This window comes from Streptomyces sp. NPDC006655, from assembly GCF_040703965.1.
Lineage (GTDB): Bacteria > Actinomycetota > Actinomycetes > Streptomycetales > Streptomycetaceae > Streptomyces.
In genome coordinates this window covers 19,106-36,678 of the sequence record NZ_JBEYJU010000091.1, presented here as the reverse complement: position 1 = coordinate 36,678, position 17,573 = coordinate 19,106, and the positions used below count along the sequence as shown (strand labels likewise).

Annotated in this window: 13 protein-coding genes and 2 pseudogenes; 5 read left to right on the top strand and 10 right to left on the bottom strand. The window is 73.8% G+C overall.

Annotated elements, in window-relative coordinates:
* On the top strand, positions 1-2,034 hold a 2,034-nt coding region (locus AB0958_RS35535; RefSeq protein WP_366894598.1), incomplete at its 5' end, for a BTAD domain-containing putative transcriptional regulator.
* On the opposite strand, the gene AB0958_RS35530 is transcribed toward AB0958_RS35535, so the two are convergent.
* From AB0958_RS35530 to AB0958_RS35515, 4 genes are read right to left on the bottom strand one after another with little or no spacing between them, the layout of a single operon-like run.
* Positions 2,031-2,897: a sugar phosphate isomerase/epimerase gene (locus AB0958_RS35530; RefSeq protein WP_366894597.1), complete on the bottom strand. Its 867-nt coding sequence runs from the start codon at positions 2,895-2,897 to the stop codon at positions 2,031-2,033. The genes AB0958_RS35535 and AB0958_RS35530 overlap by 4 nt on opposite strands.
* Positions 2,894-3,910, bottom strand: a complete 1,017-nt coding sequence (locus AB0958_RS35525) for a Gfo/Idh/MocA family oxidoreductase (RefSeq protein WP_366894596.1) — start codon at positions 3,908-3,910, stop codon at positions 2,894-2,896. Before AB0958_RS35525 ends, AB0958_RS35530 begins: the two co-directional genes overlap by 4 nt.
* Before the next feature lie 20 nt (positions 3,911-3,930).
* Positions 3,931-5,355 carry a sugar porter family MFS transporter gene (locus AB0958_RS35520; protein WP_366894595.1) on the bottom strand — a complete coding sequence of 475 codons (1,425 nt, stop codon included), beginning with the start codon at positions 5,353-5,355 and terminating at the stop codon, positions 3,931-3,933.
* Between the two features lie 11 nt (positions 5,356-5,366).
* Positions 5,367-6,317: a TIM barrel protein gene (locus AB0958_RS35515; protein WP_366894594.1), complete on the bottom strand. Its 951-nt coding sequence runs from the start codon at positions 6,315-6,317 to the stop codon at positions 5,367-5,369.
* Between the two features lie 219 nt (positions 6,318-6,536).
* On the opposite strand from AB0958_RS35515, the gene AB0958_RS35510 reads away from it, so the two are divergent.
* Positions 6,537-7,550 (top strand): LacI family DNA-binding transcriptional regulator, encoded by a 1,014-nt coding sequence (locus AB0958_RS35510; RefSeq protein ID WP_366894593.1) that lies wholly within the window; start codon positions 6,537-6,539, stop codon positions 7,548-7,550.
* Positions 7,551-7,564: 14 nt separating this feature from the next.
* Here AB0958_RS35510 and AB0958_RS35505 read toward each other — a convergent pair.
* The 6 genes and pseudogenes from AB0958_RS35505 to AB0958_RS35480 form a co-directional block, all read right to left on the bottom strand.
* Positions 7,565-7,816: pseudogene (locus AB0958_RS35505) on the bottom strand (sugar ABC transporter substrate-binding protein); the annotation flags it as partial.
* A gap of 100 nt (positions 7,817-7,916) precedes the next feature.
* Complete coding sequence (locus tag AB0958_RS35500; RefSeq protein ID WP_366894592.1) at positions 7,917-9,182, bottom strand: extracellular solute-binding protein; 1,266 nt, start codon at positions 9,180-9,182, stop codon at positions 7,917-7,919.
* Positions 9,179-10,255, bottom strand: a complete 1,077-nt coding sequence (locus AB0958_RS35495; protein WP_366894591.1) for a hypothetical protein — start codon at positions 10,253-10,255, stop codon at positions 9,179-9,181. Before AB0958_RS35495 ends, AB0958_RS35500 begins: the two co-directional genes overlap by 4 nt.
* On the bottom strand, positions 10,252-11,643 hold the full coding sequence (locus AB0958_RS35490) for a hypothetical protein (protein WP_366894590.1): 1,392 nt from the start codon (positions 11,641-11,643) through the stop codon (positions 10,252-10,254). The genes AB0958_RS35495 and AB0958_RS35490 overlap by 4 nt, the downstream gene beginning before the upstream one ends.
* A 31-nt stretch (positions 11,644-11,674) precedes the next feature.
* Positions 11,675-13,368 (bottom strand): annotated as a pseudogene (locus AB0958_RS35485) (tetratricopeptide repeat protein).
* A 552-nt stretch (positions 13,369-13,920) separates the two neighbouring features.
* A complete protein-coding gene (locus AB0958_RS35480) occupies positions 13,921-15,243 on the bottom strand; it encodes a serine protease (protein WP_366894589.1) in 1,323 nt (440 codons plus the stop codon).
* A 91-nt stretch (positions 15,244-15,334) separates the two neighbouring features.
* Between AB0958_RS35480 and AB0958_RS35475 the strand changes: the two genes are divergently transcribed.
* The 3 genes from AB0958_RS35475 to AB0958_RS35465 all read left to right on the top strand — a co-directional run bounded on the left by AB0958_RS35475 (position 15,335) and on the right by AB0958_RS35465 (position 17,566).
* Positions 15,335-15,655 (top strand): trypco2 family protein, encoded by a 321-nt coding sequence (locus AB0958_RS35475; protein ID WP_366894588.1) that lies wholly within the window; start codon positions 15,335-15,337, stop codon positions 15,653-15,655.
* A gap of 95 nt (positions 15,656-15,750) precedes the next feature.
* On the top strand, positions 15,751-16,593 hold the full coding sequence (locus tag AB0958_RS35470; protein WP_366894587.1) for a hypothetical protein: 843 nt from the start codon (positions 15,751-15,753) through the stop codon (positions 16,591-16,593).
* A 187-nt stretch (positions 16,594-16,780) separates the two neighbouring features.
* On the top strand, positions 16,781-17,566 hold the full coding sequence (locus tag AB0958_RS35465; RefSeq protein WP_366894586.1) for a hypothetical protein: 786 nt from the start codon (positions 16,781-16,783) through the stop codon (positions 17,564-17,566).
* The last annotated feature ends 7 nt before the right edge of the window (positions 17,567-17,573 follow it).

Sequence of the window (17,573 nt, the reverse complement as noted above, 5' to 3'; positions counted from 1 at the left end):
GCCCCGGCCCGGCTCCTGGTCACCGACGGGCCCGGCTACGCGCTGCGCACGGACGCCGTGGACGCCCGGCGGTTCGAGACGGCCGTGGCGAGCGCCGCGGAGGCGGAGCCCGCCGAGGCGGCCCGGCAGCTGAGCGCGGCACTGGAGCTGTGGCGGGGCACCGCCTACGCCGACTTCCCCGACGAGCCATGGTGCCGCGGCGAACGGGCCAGGCTCGCCGAACTGCGGCTGCGGGCGGTCGAGCAGCGGGCCACGGCACTGCTCGCCGCGGGCCGGGCGGCCGACGCGGTGCCCGATCTGGACGCCCACCTCGCGGAACACCCGTGGCGGGAGGAGGGCCGGCGGCTGCTGGCGCTCGCCCTCTACCGCACCGGCCGCCAGGGCGACGCCCTCGGGGTGCTGCGCGGTGCCCGCGCCGCCCTCGCTGGCCGGCTGGGGCTGGACCCGGGGCCCGCGCTGCGCCGGCTGGAGGCCGCCATCCTCGCCCAGGACCCCGCCCTGGACGCGGACCGGGACGCCGCCGCCCGGGTGTGGTCCCGGGTGGCCGAGGCGTACGACCGTACGGTGGCCGCCGGTGCCCGGGCCCGTCTCGAGTCCACCGTCGGCCTGCTGCGCACCCTCGCGGTGACCGGATCCGGTGGCCTCGCCGCCGCCCGTGAACACCGGCTCGCCGCGATCGCCGCGGCGGAGGAGTCCGGCGACCCGGAACTGACGGCGCGGCTCATCGGCGCCTACGACGTCCCCGCGATCTGGACCCGGTCCGACGACCCGGCCGGCGCCCGCCGGGTGACCGAGGCCGCCGAACGGGCCCTGGCCCGGCTCCCCGCGACCGGCACCCACGACGTGACCCGCTGCCGGCTGCTCGCCACGATCGCCATGGAGTCGCGGGGCACCCGGTCGGCACGCGCCCCGGCGGCCGCCGCCGAGGCGGAACGCCTCGCCCGCCGCCTGGACGACCCGGCGCTGCTCGCCTTCGCCCTCAACGGCGTCTTCATGCAGTCCTGCACCCGGGCCGGGCTGGCCCCGCGCCGCGACGCCATCGGCACCGAACTCCTCACCCTGGCCACCCGGCACGGCCTGGTCACCTACGAGGTGCTCGGCCATCTGATCCGGGTCCAGGCACGTGCCGCCCTCGCCGACTTCACCACCGCCGACGCACACGCCCAGGCGGCCGACCACCTGGCCGCCCGCCATGAACTCCCCCTGGCGGGCGTCTTCACGGCGGGCTACCGGGCGGTGCGGCTGGCGGCGACGGGCCGTACCGGACACCCCGGGCACCCCGGGGCGCCGACGGAGCATGCGGGTTCTGCTGTCGGACCCCTTGCGGGTGAGGCGATCGGCGGGGCCGGGACGGCGGGGCTCGGCGGTGGGGGCGTCGGGTCGGGTGGTGGGGTGGACTCGGCCGGGTGCGGTGGGGCCGGGGTGGCGGGGTCGGGCGGTGGGGCTGTCGAGCTGGATGGTGGGGTGGGGGCGGCAGGGTGCGGTGGGGGTGGGGGCGTGGAGTTCCGCGGCGGCTCGGGTGGTGGGGCCGATCCTCTGCCGGGCCGGGGGATCTCCGCGCCGGACTCCTCCGCCGAGGCCGTCGCGGCCGTCGAGGCCGCCTACCGTGAGGTCGGGCGGATGCTCGAAGAGGCCGGGATGCCCGGGGTGCGGGACGGGCTGCTGCCCCTGGCGCTGCTCGGTGCCCGCCTCGCCCGGTCTCCGCACGGCATCCGGGAGGCCGTCGAGCCGGGCGCCGACTGGGGGCCGTACCTCCCCTGGGTGCGGCCCGCCCTCGTGCTCGTCGCGGACGGCGCGCGTGCGGCCCGCGACCCCCTTCGCGAGCTGCCGGAGCCTCCCGCCGACCTCGTGCAGGAGGCGCTGTGGTGTGTCGTGGCGGCCGTCGCCCTGGAGCTGGGCGACCGCCCGACGCTGCGCCGGTGCCGGGACCGGCTGCGTCCGGCCGCCGGTCAACTCGCCGGTGCGGGGAGCGGGTTGATGACGGTGGGACCGGTCGACAGCTGGCTGGCGGCGATCCGGCAGGCGCTTCGCTAGCCGGCCAGCTCCTTCTTGATGCGGTCCAGCATGAACGCCGAGGACTCGTGCGCCCGTTCCTCCCAGGCGAAGACGCAGGCGGTGGCGACCCCGTCGAAGTCCAGCTCGCGCAGCGTGCCGAAGAACGCGTCCCAGTCGACCTCGCCCTGTCCGATGTCCAGGTGCTGGTGGATCCGGGCCGTGGTGCCGGGCGGGTTGAGGATGTAGCGCAGCCCGCTGGAGCCCTTGTGGTTGAAGGAGTCCGCGATGTGCACGTGCTGGAGCCTGTGACCGGCGTAGCGCATCATCGCCGCGACGTCGGCCGTGGGGTCGGCGCCGGCGAGGTGGAAGGAGTGCGGGGCGCAGTACAGGTAGTTCACCCACGGCTTGTCGATCGCGCGGACCAGGTCGACCGCCGGGGCGTTCTCCTCGCAGAAGTCGTCCGGGTGGGCCTCCAGGTTCAGTGCGATGCCCTCGCGCTCGAACACCGGCAGCAGCTCCTCCAGCGAGCGCCAGAACGCGGCCTCGCTCTCGGCGGCCCGCTCCGGCCGGCCGTTGAACTCGCTGTTCATCAGCGGGCATTCGAGGTCGGAGGTGATCTCGATCATGCGCTTCCAGTAGCGGACGGCCGCCTGCCGCTCGGTCTCGTCCGGGGACGACCACTTGTAGAGCGGCAGCACGGACGACAGCCGCACCCCGTACGTGCGCAGCGCGTTCTTCAGCTCCGCGATCCGCGCGTCGTCCGCGCGCGGGTGCAGGAAGAACGGCATGAAGTCGTCGCGGGGCGACAACTCGATGTACTCGTAGCCGAGTTCGGCCACCGTGCGCACCATGTCGTCGATCGGCAGGGCGCGGAACATGTAGGGGTCGAGGGCGATCTTCACGCGATGCCTCCGTAGAGGGCCGGACGGGGCTTGATGTCGGTGGCGACGACGGTGCCCGACTCCAGGGCCTCGACCGTCGCGACGGTGATGACGGTGGCGGCGTAGCCGTCCCAGGCCGAGGGGCCGGTGGGCTCGGCGCCCGCCGCCACCCCGGCGATCCACTCGCGGAACTCGGTGTCGAAGGCGTCGCGGAAGCGTCCCACCCAGTCCGTGAGGACGGCCGTGCTGTGCTGTGCGGCGCTGCGGACGGCGACCGCGGCCGGGTCGGGCAGCCGGACCAGCCCCTCCTCGCCGACGGCCTCGCACTGGATGTCGTAGCCGTACTGGCAGTTGACGAAGACCTCCAGGTCGATGCGGACGCCCTTGGCGGTCTCGAAGAGCATGATCTGCGGGTCCTTGAGGTGCTCGAACCGCTTGCCGGTGGCGCGCGGGGTGATCACCTGGGTGGAGACGATCTCGTCGTCGAGGAGCCAGCGCAGGACGTCCACCTCGTGCACCGCCGTGTCCAGCGCGGCCATCGCGGAGGTGTAGGTCTCCGGGACGGTCGGGTTGCGGTGGGCGCAGTGCACGATCAGCGGCTCGCCGATCCTGCCCGACTCGATGACCTGCTTCAGCTGCCGGTAGCCGGTGTCGTAGCGGCGCATGAAGCCGACCTGGACCAGCCGGCGGCCGTGCGCCTGCTCGGCCTCGACGATCCTCAGGCAGTCCTCGGCGGTGGTGGCGAGGGGCTTCTCGCAGAACACCGGCTTCCCGGCGGCGACGGCGTTCAGCACGTGCTCGGCGTGGGTGGGGCCCCAGGAGGTGACGAGGACGGCGTCGACGTCGTCCGCGGCGACCACGGCCGGGCCGTCGGGCAGCACCCGGGCGCCGACCGGCTCCGCGGCCTCGGCGGCCCGCGCCGGGTCGATGTCGGTGACCGCGGTGACCCGGGCGCCGGTGACGGTGTGGGTGAGGCGCCGGATGTGCTCGTTGCCGATCCAGCCGGCGCCGATGACGCCGATGCGTACAGTCATGGGTCAGTCCTTCGAGGGGGTCAGGAGAAGCGGGCCCGGAGTTCGGCTTCGAGGGTTTCCAGGGTGCGGCCCCTGGTCTCGGGGACGTAGCGCTTCACGAAGGCGAGCGAGAAGATCCCCGCCACGACGAACAGGAAGAAGGTGTCGGAGATCCCGATCGCGGACACCAGCGACGGGAAGACCAGCCCGATCAGGAAGTTGGTCAGCCACAGCACCACGGCCGCCACACCCATCCCGAAGCCGCGCATCCGCATCGGGAAGATCTCGGAGAGCATCAGCCAGGTCACCGGGGAGATGGCGCCCTGCTGGAAGGCGAGGAAGGTGACCGTCATGGCGAGCACGGCGTAGGCCCGGCCGTCCCCGGTGGGCAGCACCAGGGAGAAGACGCCGATGAACAGCAGCGCAAGCGTGGTGCCGAGCTGCCCGGTCATCAGCATCGGCCGGCGGTCGACCCGGCCGAGCAGCCAGATGCCGACGAAGGTGGCCAGTACCGAGATCACGCCGTTGGCGATGTTCGCGGTGAGCGCGGTGTCCGAGGCGAAGCCGGCGTCCGAGAGGATCTGCGTGCCGTAGTACATGATCGTGTTGACGCCGGTGATCTGCTGCACGATCGCGGTGCCGAAGCCGACGAACATCAGCCTGCGGATCCACGGCGTGGCCTTCATGTCCTGCCAGCCGCCGAGCTTCTCCTGCTCCTCCTTGACGGCGAGCGCGGACACCTCGGCCAGCTCGGCCTCCGCGCGCTGCTCGGAGCGGACCTGCTTCAGGACCGCCAGCGCCTCGCCGAACCGGGTCCTGGAGGCCAGCCAGCGCGGGCTCTCCGGCATGACCAGCATGCCGAACCAGAGCACCACCGCCGGAACGGTCGCGATCACCAGCATCCAGCGCCAGACGCCGCCGGACTCGCCCCCCACGTTCGCGATGACCGCGTTCGAGGTGAAGGCCAGCAGCTGGCCGCTGACGATCATCAGTTCGTTGCGGGTGACCAGTGCTCCGCGCCGCTCGGCGGGGGAGATCTCCGCGAGGTAGACGGGCACCGTCACCGAGGCGCCGCCGACCGCGAGGCCCAGCACGAACCGGGCCACGATCATGACGGCGGTGGTCGGCGCGAGGGTGGCCCCGAGCGCGCCGACGAAGAACAGCACCGCGAGGGCGAGGATCGTACGGCGGCGGCCCCGCGCGTCCGACAGGCGGCCGCCGGCCACCGCGCCGAGCGCGGCCCCCAGCAGCAGCGAGCTGGTGACCATGCCCTCGGTGACCGGGTTCAGTCCGAGGTCCTTGCTCATGTACGGCAGTGCGCCGTTGATGACGCCGGTGTCGTAGCCGAAGAGCAGTCCGCCGAAGGTGGCGATGACGGTGATGATCCGCAGCCTCCGGGAGACCGCGGGCGGGGGCGGCTCGGTGCCCGTGGCGGTGGCGCGGACCGCGTCGTCCCTGACGTCCATGTCGCCGCCTCCTACCGGTTCGGGTTCGGGCGACGGGTACCCGACAGGCCGTGGCCGTTCAGGTACTCGCGCGTGCGGGTGGCGACGGGCAGCGGCACCTCGGGGGCGCACGGGTACAGGTCCTGCTCGACGATCACGAACAGCTCGGCGTCGAGCTTCGCCAGCTCCGTCACCACGTCGGCCGGGTTCGGCACACCGGCGGGCGGCGAGACGCACACGCCCCGCTTGACGGCCTCGCCGAAACCGAGGTCCTCGGCGGCGACCTGGGCCAGGATCTCCGGGTCCATCTGCTTGATGTGGACGTAGCCGACGCGCTCGCCGAAGCGCCGGATCAGGTCCACGTTGTCACCGCCGCCGTAGGCGACGTGACCGGTGTCCAGGCAGAGGTTCGTGTACCGCGCGTCCGACTCGTTCAGCAGCCGCTCGATCTCCGGCTGGGTCTGGATGTGGCTGTCGGCGTGCGGGTGGACGACGAGCCGCACGTCGTACTCGTCGAGGAGCAGCCTGCCCAACCGGTCGGCGGCCCTGCCGAAGCCCGCCCACTGCTCGGCGGTCAGCTCCGGCGACTCGGTGAACGCGCCGGTCTTCTCGTCCCGGTACATGGGCGGGATGAGGACCAGGTGGTGGGCGCCGGCGGCCTGGGTCAGGGTGGCGACCTGACGGACGTGGGCGAGCATCTCGTCCCAGGCCTCGGGCCGGTGCAGCGCGCCGAACGCGGTGCCGCCGGAGACCTTGAGGCCACGGACGTCGAGTTCCTCCTTCAGCCGCAGCGGGTCGGTGGGCAGGTAGCCGTAGGGCCCGAGCTCGAACCACTCGTAGCCGGCCTGCTTCAGCTCGTCGAGGAAGCGGGTGTACGAGACCTGGTGCTCGTCCTCCGGGAACCAGACGCCCCAGGAGTCGGGGGCCGAGCCGAGGCAGAGGTTGCCGACGGTGGTGCGGAGGGGAGCTGGCGCCGTTGCCATGGCGTGTCCTTCGGGGAGAGGGGACGAAGACGTCGTGTCGTCAGCGGACTGCTGCGCTCTACTAGCGCGCTCTAGTGCGAGTACGATGACCCCTGTCCAAATGTCATGTCAATACCTTGTTGCCGGAGGATTTCCGGAGCCGCCGGGAACACGCCCTAGGGTGGGCTCCGTCGAAGGGTGGGTGCGCAGGTGGATGCAGCGGGCAGGCGGCGGCCGACGATGGCCGACGTCGCCGAGCGGGCCGGGGTCTCCCGGGCGCTGGTGTCGATCGTGTTCCGCAACCAGCCCGGCGCGAGCCAGGAGACGCGCGAGCGGGTGCTGCGGGTCGCCGACGAGATCGGTTACCGCCCCGACAGCGCGGCCCGGCTGCTGGCCCGCGGCCGCAGCCGCACCCTCGGCGTGATGTTCACCGTCCACCAGACCTTCCACACCGACCTCATCGAGGGCATCTACCCGGAGGCCGAACGGCTCGGCTACGACGTGCTGCTCTCCGCCGCCGCCCAGGGCCGCAGCGAGGAGAAGGCCGTCGAGGCGCTGCTCGGACACCGCTGCGAGGCCCTGATCCTGCTCGGTCCGGACGCGGACCCCGCCTACCTCGACGGGCTCGGCCGACGCGTCGTGACCGTGTCGGTCAGCCGCCGGGTGCCGCGCGCCCGGGTGGACTTCGTGCACAGCGCGGAGAGCAAGGGCGTCCGGCAGGCCATGGACCACCTGGTCGAGCTCGGGCACCGCAGGATCGTCCATGTCGACGGGGGCCGCGGCCCCGGTTCCGCCGAGCGGCGCCGGTCGTACCGGGCCGCGATGCGCCGGCACGGTCTCGAACCGGAGATCCGGGTGATACCCGGTGAGCACACCGAGCGGTCCGGCATCGAGACCGGACGTCTGCTGCTGGCGGAACGCGAGCGGGGGCTGCCGCTGCCGACCGCGGTCCTGGCGGGCAACGACCGGTGCGCGATGGGTGTGCTGATGGCCATGACCCGCGGCGGGGTCGAGGTGCCGCGGGACATCTCCGTGGTCGGCTACGACGACAGCCACCTCTCGCACCTGATGCCGGTCGGCCTCACCACGGTGCGTCAGGACGCCGGGCTGATGGCGGAGTACGCGGTGCGGTTCGCCGTGGAGCGGCTGGAGGACCCCGAACTGGCACCGCGCGAGGCGGTCCTGGACCCGAAGCTGGTGGTGCGGGGCACGACCGGGCCGCCCCCCGAGGGGGACGGCCCGAGTGTCCGCTGACCACTGACGGCTCGTCAGCGGGTGCCGTCGGCTGCGAACTCGGCGATGGTGTCGGCGTTGTCCTTGGTGACGAAGGCCGGTCCGGTCAGGACCGGGGCGGCGCCGCCACCGCTGTAGTTGCCGTTGTTCCTGTAGAGCCACAGGGAGTCGACGGCGAGGTAGCCCTGGAGGTAGGGCTGCTGGTCGACGGCGAACTCGACCGAGCCCTTCTGGATGGCGGAGACCAGGTCCTTGTTGAGGTCGAAGGTGGCGACCTCGGCCTTGCTGATGAGGTCGGTCCCAGGGGATGTCAATCACTTTGTCCTGACGTTCCAACAAAGGGGCCCGGGGTGTCCGGCCGGGCGGCGGCGGGGCCCGCCCGGCCGCTCACCGCGTGCTGCACACCGTCTGCGGCGCCGCTCTGCCGTCGCCCGCCTGCGCGGACTGCGCGTCCTGCAACCGCTGCAGATCCCGCAGCAGGTCCGCGATGCCGGGGTTCCTGCCTTCGGCGACCCGCGCGATGGTCTCCAGCGCGGCCTCGTAGAAGGCGTCCCGTACGGCGGGTGCCATCACGTCCGAGGCGTCCAGGCAGCGGGGGCCCGTCCGCAGCCGTTCGGCGATCTCGCGTTCCACCGTGCCGCCCCGCGGCGTCACTCCGCGGTTCGCGGAGAACACGTCCGCCACCTGCGCCCACTTCTGCTGGCCCGCCCGCGAGGCCAGCCTTCCGAGCAGCGTCCGCGCCTGCGGACGGTCGCTGAACAGCGCCGCGAAGTCACCGCTCACCTCGTGGGCCCGGACGGCGGGGCCGCCGGGCAGCAGCGGTGCGGAGTCCGTCAGCCGGGCGCGTTCCGCGTCGGCCGCGCGGTAGAAGGAACGGGCGAAGGAGCCCTGGTGCTCCAGGAAGCAGCCGTGCCACGCGTCGAAGAGCAGCCCCCGGCCGCCGGGGGCGCCGCGGTGGTCGGTGAGCAGGGCGTGGCGGGCCGCGGCCCGGTCCATCCGGAGCAGGCCGGCCCACGCCTCCCAGGCGGCGCGCACCGGGGCGCTGCCCCAGGTCACACCGTTCCTGCCCAGTACCCAGTCCTCGTAGACGGCCGGACCCGACCGCTGTAGCACGAGGTCCTCGATCCAGTCGGTGCCGGGCCAGCCGGAGGCGCCGTCGTCCCCCATGCCGACGCACCAACTCCCCATGGGTGCGGGCGAGTCGGCGGGCGGATGGTCCTGGCGGTACCAGACCACGCTCTTCAGGTCCGCCTTGACCGGCACCCAGTAGACGTGTGCGGAGGCCGTGCCCGTCGGCTTCCAGGGGGCCCCGTACTCCTGCGGGTCGTAGAGCCCGTTCAGCGGGTAGAGGCGGTGCTGGTCGGCGTACTCTGCGAGTTCGCCGAGCCCCGGCATGATCACCAGGTCCGGCGGTTCTCCCGACTGCACCTTGGAGAGCAGCACCTCACGCTGGGCCGCGGTCCCCTGGTAGCGGAACGGGATGCCGAAGCCCCGCAGCAGGGTCGTGAACTGCGTCGCCTGTTCCCCGGTCCAGGTACCGAGGATGGACACCGGCTCCTCGTCGTCGTGCCGGGCCCAGGCCGCCACCAGACCGCCGGCCGCGACCAGCACCATCGCCAGGAGGAAGACCAGGATCCTGAGCCGCCGGGTCATCGCCGCCTCCAGTAGTCGCCGTCCAGCCGGAGCACCAGGCCCAGCGCGGGCAGGACGACGACGAGCGGGCCGCCCACGAGCGTGCCCTCGTACACCCGGGCGGCCCAGGTGCCGCCGTCCAGTTCCCGCCGGACCAGCTCCGACCGGTCCGTGACACTCTGCTGCGCCGCCGCCAGCCCGCCGCGCCCGGACACCTCGGTGATCAGGTGGAGGTTCCCGATCGCCCGGTCGAGGCCGCGACCGGTGGCGGACAGCGCCGTCAGCGGGACCACCGCGAGCAGCACGGTCAGGACGAAGGCCGCGAGCAGGTAGGGGTTCCAGTCCCGGCCGCAGCGGTCGCGCAGCACGAACAGTGCCGACAGCAGCGTCAACGCCAGAGCTGCCAGGGCGAGTTCGCCGAGCCACCAGCCGGCGCGCCGCCAGCGGCCCAGGGCCGCGGTGGCCTCGGCGTGCCGCAGCTGGTTCCCCTCCAGCCGGTGCAGCCGGGGCACCACGCCCACCTCCGTCCGGGTGAGCAGCGAGTACGCCTCGCGGAGCTTCTGCTCCCGCATGAGGGGCTGGTCGCGGTACTGCGAGGTACCGAGGCTGAGCGAGTTTCCGTAGGTGGCGAGCAGGCCGTTGACCGTGCCGAGGTCCTGGTCGGTGCGGTCGGCGATGCGCGACAGGCCCTGGTCCGCGGCCGAGAGCTGGGCCCGGTAGGCCTCGCTCGACCCCGCCACGTCCACGAGATCGCGGTTCACCAGGTACTGGGCCTCCTGATAGGAGCGCAGCGCCGCGAGCCGGGTCGCGGCGAGCCCCTGCACGGCCGGTGCCTCCCGGGTCGCGAGGGCCTCGGCGCTGCGCTGGGCCTGCCGGCAGGACAGGGACAGGGCCGTCGCCGCCAGGACGGCGCACAGGAACAGCACCAGCAGATGCGCCTCCAGCAGCCGCCGGGTCCGCCAGCGGCGCAGCCGCCCGCGCCAGAACGCGGCCGGGGAGCAGCGGCGCCGGAACGCGGCGGGGGAGCGGCGCCGGGGGGCGGCGCGTACGGCCGCCGTCACCGCGGCTCCCTCGCCGCCCGGTCCGGTGGTCACAGCAGCTCCTTCCCGCAGACGATGCAGTAACGGGCCTCGCTCCCGGCCGGGGTGCCGCAGTTGCCGCAGCGCGGGCCGGGCCGGACGCCGACGGTGTCGGCCGGGGGCGCGCCGGGGCCCGAGCCCGCGCGCAGGATCATCGGGGCGAGTGTCTCGGCGTCGACGGCGCGCAGCCGGATCCGTCCCTCGGCGGCGTCCTCGATGTCGGCGACCGTCCGGATCTCGTCCAGCACCCATCCCGTGCCGAACCGCGCCGCCAGCCGGGCGGCCTGCCCCAGGCAGTGCTCGGCGGTGTCCCGCCGGTGGTCCCGCAGCGCGGCCAGGCCCTCGCGCAGCGCACCGCGCATCTGGGCGGTGGCGTTGAGGCTGCGCACACTTCCGGCGCCGGCCACGGCCGGCGGCACGGACCGGTCGGCGAGGTGCCAGCGGGCGACGACGGGCGCGTGCACGTCCCCCACGGACACCATGGCGAACTGCAGCTCCGTCTCCAGCGGATCGGCGTCGGCGTCGGCGACCAGGGTCAGCAGGTAGTCGCGGCTGCCCTGCTCCCACTGGTAGGTCGGGAAGCTCCAGCGGTGCGGCCGGCCGGGCTCGGGCAGCCCGCCCAGGCGGTGCGGCCGGGGTGCCTTCTCGCTGAGCGAGACCTGGCGCACCGAGGGCCGCAGGGTCACCTCGATCGGCAGCTGCGGCGAGTGCACCCGGCGCAGCCGCGCGATGGCGTCCGTGACCGCCCGGCCCAGCCCGTCGTCCACGAACTGGGCGGTCCCGTGCAGCCGTTCGGCCAGGACCAGCAACGGGTCGGGGGCCCAGTCGGCGCCCACCGCGAACACGTCGCAGGTGAACAGCCCGGCGCAGGCGTTGAGTTCCGCCTCCAGACCGGGCTCCCGGAAGGCGGCGCTGCTGCCGTCGGTGATCAGCACCAGGTGCCGTACGGACAGCGGGCGGCCGGCGAGCAGGGAGCGGGCCCCGGCCACCCAGTGCGCGTACCCGGCGGGACGCGGCCGGTCCCGGTGCAGGGGCAGCGAGCCCGCCGCGAAGGCGGCCCGGCGCCGCTGGTACTGGTCGGCGACGGCCCACTCGTCCTCGCCCAGCGGATAGCAGCGGACCGGCTCGGGCCCGCTGCCCAGCACGGCGAACGAGATCCGGTCGGGCAGCGCGCGCAACGCGGCGGGCAGCGCGTGCCGGACCGCCGCCCGGTTGGCCTCGGCGACGTCCACCGCGACGATCACGGCCAGCTCCACCGCGGGCAGGTCGGTGGGCGCCCCGTCGGCGGCCACCTCGACCCGGAGCCGGGCCTCGATCTTCGCGCTGCGGTGCGGACGCAGGTCGCCGTCCAGGTCGACGCGGAGCCGGATGCCCGGCTGCGGCGGCCGGGTGTGACTGCTCATGTCCTGTGTCACCGCTCCTTCCGGGGTGCGATCAGAACAGGGTCTGGGGGCGGACCGCGTGCAGGAGGTCCACCAGGTGTTCGTGGGCGGCGGGCGACTCGTGGTGCCGGGCGGCCAGCTGACGGTAGAGCGACTCCAGCCGGGCGCGCAGCGCGCGTTCCGCCGTGCTCAGCCGCCGCAGCCTGCGGCCGTCCAGCCGGCCGGCTCCGCCGCCCCGCGGCCCCGGCCGGTCGTCGAGGCTGTGCAGCGCGTCCAGTTTCCATTCGTGCAGTTCGATGCTGAGCCGAAGCGCCTCGTCCTCGGACAGACTCGGCTCGGCCGCGCCCGGTCTGCGGCCCACCAGGTGCGGCAGTTCGGCCAGCGCCGCGTCGACCTCCGCGGGCGCCGCGAGCGAAGCGAGACGGGGGTCACCCCGGACGAAGGCCGGGGGAGGATCCACGCCCCCGGGCAGCCGCGCCGCACGGATCCGCAGCGCGGCGATCCGGGCGACGGTGTGGTCCAGGGTGCCCGGCCCCACCCTGCCGAGCACGTCGAGGGCCGCCCGGCGGTCGCCCGCGCGCAGGGCGAGCCTGGCGAGGCCGAGCGCGGCGCCGCCGTGCGCGAGGTTGCGGGCGAACACCGCCTCGTACAGTTCCCGGGCGGTGGGTCCGGCCGTGTCGTCGCCGAGCCGCTCCCCGCAGTACGCGAGGGCCAGCTTCGGCGCGTACTCGCCGGGCAGTTCGAGGTGGACCCGCATGAAGTGGGACCTGGCCTCGGCGACCTGCTGGGGGCTGTCGTCCAGGCCGGCGCTGCGCAGGGCGAGCAGGGCGCGGTGCCACTCCAGCCGCCAGCGGCGCACGGCGGACGGGCCGGGGACGGAGTCGGCGGTGTCGAGTTCCGCCTGCGCCAGCTCCAGGTCCTCCCTGGTGTTGCGGCCCAGCAGGACCCGGACGTTGTGCAGGCAGATCTCCACCGAGCGCGGCTTCTCGTCCTCCTGGGCGAGGAGCTGACCGGGGTCGTAGCCGCTGCTCACCTCGAAGCGGGCGGTCTGCGGGTCGCCCGGGTAGCGGCGCGGCACCGGCAGACAGCCGGCGATCTCCGCGGGGGTGGGGGCGCCCAGGTCGAGGGCCGGGGCCACGGGCGGCGCGTACCGGTCGGGGCGCGGGCGGTACAGCCAGTGCTCGATGCCGGGCACCGTGCCGAGCCGGGCCCCCAGCAGCTGCGGGGAGGGCCGGAAGTAGTCCGACGGCTCGGGCGGGTCGCTCTTGCCGCGCAGGGCACGGATCTCCCGCAGCGCCCCGCGCAGTTGGTTCGCCATCTCGCGGGCGTCGGCGAAGCGCCGTCCCGGGTCCTCGCGGAGGGCGCGCTCGACGACCCGGCGGAAGGAGTCGGTGCCGAGGCCGGCGGTGTGTACGAGTAGCGGGTGCCGCAGGCCGGGCAGTGGCCCTTGAGGGGGACCGGGCCCGCGGTGTACGGCGGGGCGAAGGTGATGCCGCAGCCGGCGGCCGAACAGCCCATCCGGATGCGCAGCGGCGCCTCGGGACGGATCAGGCGGGCGTCGGCGGGGCGGGCGGTGCGCTCGGGGAGCGCGAGGAGGTCGCTCGGGCCGAGCTCCCGCGGGTCCGCGGGCAGTGCGGGCAGTCCGGGGTGCCGCTCCGCCCGGCCGCACACGGCGCACCAGCCGGTCGGCAGCACGGTCCCCGCACAGGGAGCCCCGTCGAACCGCCGATGCGGACACCCCCTCACCCCCTCACCCCCGTCCCGTGCGCGGCACCCGGCGCCAGGGACCGGCCGGCGCGAGGGGTGGGGCGACTCCGGCGCGCGTCCCGCCTTCTCGGGCCGCGTTCGGCGTACCGCCACTCGGGGTCGCCGTCGGCGCACGCCGGGTCGGTGCTGCGTACGAGGTTCGGCGAACAGAGCCTGCGTACAGGGTTCGCCGAGCCGGGGCCGCGTGCGGGCCTCGGCGGCTCATGCGAGGGGCACGGCGACTCCGGCGCGCGTCCCGCCTTCTCGGGCCGCGTTCGGCGTACCGTCACTCGGGGTCGCCGTCGGCGCACGCCGGGTCGGTGCTGCGTACGAGGTTCGGCGAACAGAGCCTGCGTACAGGGTTCGCCGAGCCGGGGCCGCGTGCGGGCCTCGGCGGCTCATGCGAGGGGCACGGCGGCTCGGTTCGCCGGACGGGGCACGGCGGCTCGGAAGGGTGGCCGGAGTGCGCGGTTCGCGGCGCGCGTTCGGGATCGGCACCGTCCGGCCGTCCACGGCGTACGGCGTCTCCGATCCCCTGCCCGTCGTGCCGCATCAGCGGTTCTCCTGGCGGGCCAGGTCGGTGCGGAGGGTGTTGATCAGGGCGCGCAGGCGCGTGAGGTGGTGCTGTGGGTCCCGTACCGCGTCGATGCGGCGGCGTTCGGCACGGCGCAGATCGGCGGTTTCGGTGACCGAACCGAGGGAGGCACTGGCCACGACGCCCCGGCGGGCCGCCTTGCCGAACTCGGCGAGCTCCAGCCGGTCGAGCAGGGCGTCCGTGTGGCCGAGGAGGGCGGGCCGCAGCAGTCCGTCGCGGGCCGCGGTCCAGCCGGCGCCGCCCTCACGACGGAAGACCAGCAGCAGTCGGAAGCCCAACTCGAGTAATCGCGCGAGGAGTTCGATGAGTGGGCCGGGCTGCGGCTCCTCGTCGAGATCCAGGACGACCACCGTGACCGGCCGCGCGGGCGTGACCTCGGCCGCCGGAACCGGCCGGCGCCTGATGCCCAGCAGCCACTCCCAGTGCGCGAGATAACCGCCGACCGGGAAGGAGACCACCCCCAGCGCCCGGTCGGCGAGGCGCGGTCTGCTGTCACCGGCGCGATGGACCACGTCGGCACGGTGCAGCAGATGGCGCAGCGAGCGCTCCTTGCCGCTGCCCGGGGCCACCACGCTGATCTTCACCGGGTCCTCGTCGGGGTCGTCGAACCATCGCCCCACCCGCTCCTCGAACCCCCGGTCCCAGGCGTCCGGCCCGCTCAACTCCGCCACCAGTGGCGAGAGTTCGGCGATACGGTCGATGGGAACCAGATACGAGAAGGCGAGCCGGTTGTCCTCGGGCAACGGCGCGCCCAGGTCGCCGCGCCAGCTGACGACGAGCCCGACCACGCGGGCGGGTGCGCCGTCCCGCGGCCGGGTGCACACGGCCGCGCCGCTGAAACCGGCGCGCACCACGTGTGCCTTGGTGACGGAGTCGAGCTGCACCCGCTCGCCGCTGGCCCCGCCGATCCGGCCCCACAGGCTCACACCGTCGTCGAAGCCCTCGGCGTAGCCGGTCGCGTACACCTCCAGGCCCGCCCTGAGCCGGCGCTCCAGTGGGGCGGGACGGGCCCATGGGCGCGGGCTGTCCAGTCGTAACACGGCCACGTCCGCACCGCGTTCGCCGTCCCGCAGCCAGCCGCCCGGCACGACCCGCGCGGCGACCGGCTCCAGCGCGGCGTTCTCGGCGAACTCCAGCCACATCACCGCGTCCGGGTGGCGTACCACATGGGCACAGGTCAGCGCCGTGTGCTGGTCGACGAGTACACCGGCCCCGCAGACGGGGCCGTGCGCGTCCTCGCGTCGCAGCCTGAGTCTCCAGTCCGCACGCAATTCCCCCATGGTGTCCCACACTACGCGCGGGGCATGCCGCGTCCCTAGACTTGTGAGCGGCTCGGATCGGTCGAACAGCGGAAGCCTGCGAGGTGTTGTCATGGGGGATCCGGAACCGATCGGCCTCGCGGAGGCCATCGGCACGGTGCGCGCCGAGCTGGCGCGGGCCCAGGCCGAAGGGGCCGAGAGCGACTGGCGGTTCAGTGTGGAGCAGGTCAGCCTGGAGTTCGCGGTGCAGTTCCACCGGGGCGGCGAGGGCGGCGCGGGGCTGCGGCTGGGCGTGGTCGACGCCCGCCTCGGCGGCTCGGTGAGCCATGACTCCACCCACCGCATCCAGGTCGACCTCAAGCCGCTGCCCGGACCCGGCGGCCGTCACCACGAGGTGAGCCGCGAGAACGGCGGTTCACTCTCCCGGGGGTAACACCGGAGTCGTTCGGGAGCCGTTCGCGCCGGAACTGCCAGGGTCGGTCCTGGCGGCCGCCCCGCGGCCGCCCGACCGAACAGGAGCCCCCCACCGTGCAGCAGTCGAAAGTCCGCACCGGCCCGGACCTCCCGGCCCCGGCCACGTCGGTGATGAAGAAACTCCCGGAGGTGACCCTGGCGTTCTGGATCATGAAGATCGCCGCGACCACCCTCGGCGAGACGGCCGGCGACCTCTTCTCCCAGACCCTGAAGCTCGGCTACTTCCTCACCACGATCGCGCTGTTCCTGGTCTTCGTGGTGACGCTGGTCGTCCAGCTCCGCGCCGACCACTACAACCCGTTCTTCTACTGGACCGTCATCCTGTCGACCAGCATGGCCGGCACCACCATGTCCGACTTCATGAACCGCGACGCCGACGCGAAGTACCTGCCGGCCGGCGCCACCTCGCTCGGCTGGGGGCCGCAGGGCCTCGGCCTCGGCTATCCGACCGGGGCGGCGATCCTCATCTCGATCCTGCTGGTCATCTTCGCGGTCTGGCGGCTGAGCGGGATGACCTTCCAGATCCGCGACATCGTCACCTTCCGCGGGGAGGCGCTGTTCTGGTCGGCGATCCTCGTCTCCAACACGCTCGGCACCTCCATGGGCGACTTCCTCTCCGACAGCTCCGGCCTCGGCTACGCCGGCGGCGCGCTGCTGGTGGCCGGGGCGCTCGCGGTGCTGGCCGCCCTCATGAAGGTGCCCGCGGTGCCGAACGTCCTGCTGTTCTGGATCGCGTTCGTCCTGACCCGCCCGCTCGGCGCGACCGCGGGCGATTTCCTGACCAAACCGGTCGCCAAGGGCGGTCTGAACCTCGGCACGGCCGGTTCCTCGGCGGTCCTGCTGGCCGTCCTGCTCGGCCTCATGACCTACGCGCGGCTCCGGGAGCGCCGGGCCTGAGGGATGGCCCGCGGGGCCGGCACTCGGCGCCTACCATCGCGGGACCCGCTTCGAACAGGGGATTCACCGGGATGTTCAGGTTGCGCTCAGGTTGGCCGGGCGTTGATGAAACTCATGCACCAGAAGCCCCAAAACAATGGCAAAGACATCTGTGGCACCGAAGGTGCGCCGTGTCATGGTGCGGCTCATGACCCCAGAGCACCTCCTCGACGACCGCCCCCGGGCCACCCTGCGCGTGCTGGCGAACAAGGTTCCCGAAGTGACCGCCTACTTCTGGATCATCAAGGTGCTCACCACCGGGATGGGGGAGACCGCGTCGGACCTGCTCGCCAAGGTCCTCGGTCCGGTGCCCGCGGTCGCCCTCGGCGGACTCGCTCTGGCGGCCTCGCTGGCGGTGCAGTTCGCCGTCCGCCGGTACATCGCCTGGGTGTACTGGACGGCCGTCGTCATGGTCAGCGTGTTCGGCACGATGGCCGCCGACGTCCTGCACGTCGGCCTCGGTGTGCCCTACACGCTGTCCACGCCGTTCTTCCTGCTCGCGCTGGCCGCGGTCTTCGCCCTCTGGTACGCCGTCGAGCGGACCCTGTCCATCCACAGCATCCGCACCCGCCGCCGTGAGGCCTTCTACTGGGCGGCCGTCCTCGCCACCTTCGCCCTCGGCACCGCGGCCGGCGACCTGACCGCCACCGCCGGTCTCGGCTACTTCGGTTCCGCGGTCCTCTTCGCCGTCGCCATCTGCGTGCCCGCCCTCGCCCACCGGGGCGGCGCCCTGGGCGCCGTGCCCGCGTTCTGGACGGCCTACGTCATCACCCGCCCTCTCGGCGCCTCCCTCGCCGACTGGATGGCGCTCGGGCACAGCCGGGGCGGGCTCGCGCTCGGACTGGGTCCGGTCACCCTCGGCTGGACGGCGGCCATCGTCTGCTTCGTCGGCTATCTGGCCGCCTCCCGCCGGGACACGTCCACGGCGCTCTGACCCTCCC

What these genes read in the sequence shown, in the direction of transcription:
- AB0958_RS35525 (WP_366894596.1), bottom strand. Translation starts at nt 3,910, where the DNA reads ATGACTGTACGCATCGGCGTCATCGGCGCCGGCTGGATCGGCAACGAG.
- AB0958_RS35520 (WP_366894595.1), bottom strand. Translation starts at nt 5,355, where the DNA reads ATGGACGTCAGGGACGACGCGGTCCGCGCCACCGCCACGGGCACCGAG.
- AB0958_RS35515 (WP_366894594.1), bottom strand. Translation starts at nt 6,317, where the DNA reads ATGGCAACGGCGCCAGCTCCCCTCCGCACCACCGTCGGCAACCTCTGC.
- AB0958_RS35510 (WP_366894593.1), top strand. Translation starts at nt 6,537, where the DNA reads ATGGCCGACGTCGCCGAGCGGGCCGGGGTCTCCCGGGCGCTGGTGTCG.
- AB0958_RS35500 (WP_366894592.1), bottom strand. Translation starts at nt 9,182, where the DNA reads ATGACCCGGCGGCTCAGGATCCTGGTCTTCCTCCTGGCGATGGTGCTG.
- AB0958_RS35490 (WP_366894590.1), bottom strand. Translation starts at nt 11,643, where the DNA reads ATGAGCAGTCACACCCGGCCGCCGCAGCCGGGCATCCGGCTCCGCGTC.
- AB0958_RS35480 (WP_366894589.1), bottom strand. Translation starts at nt 15,243, where the DNA reads ATGGGGGAATTGCGTGCGGACTGGAGACTCAGGCTGCGACGCGAGGAC.
- AB0958_RS35475 (WP_366894588.1), top strand. Translation starts at nt 15,335, where the DNA reads ATGGGGGATCCGGAACCGATCGGCCTCGCGGAGGCCATCGGCACGGTG.
- AB0958_RS35465 (WP_366894586.1), top strand. Translation starts at nt 16,781, where the DNA reads ATGACCCCAGAGCACCTCCTCGACGACCGCCCCCGGGCCACCCTGCGC.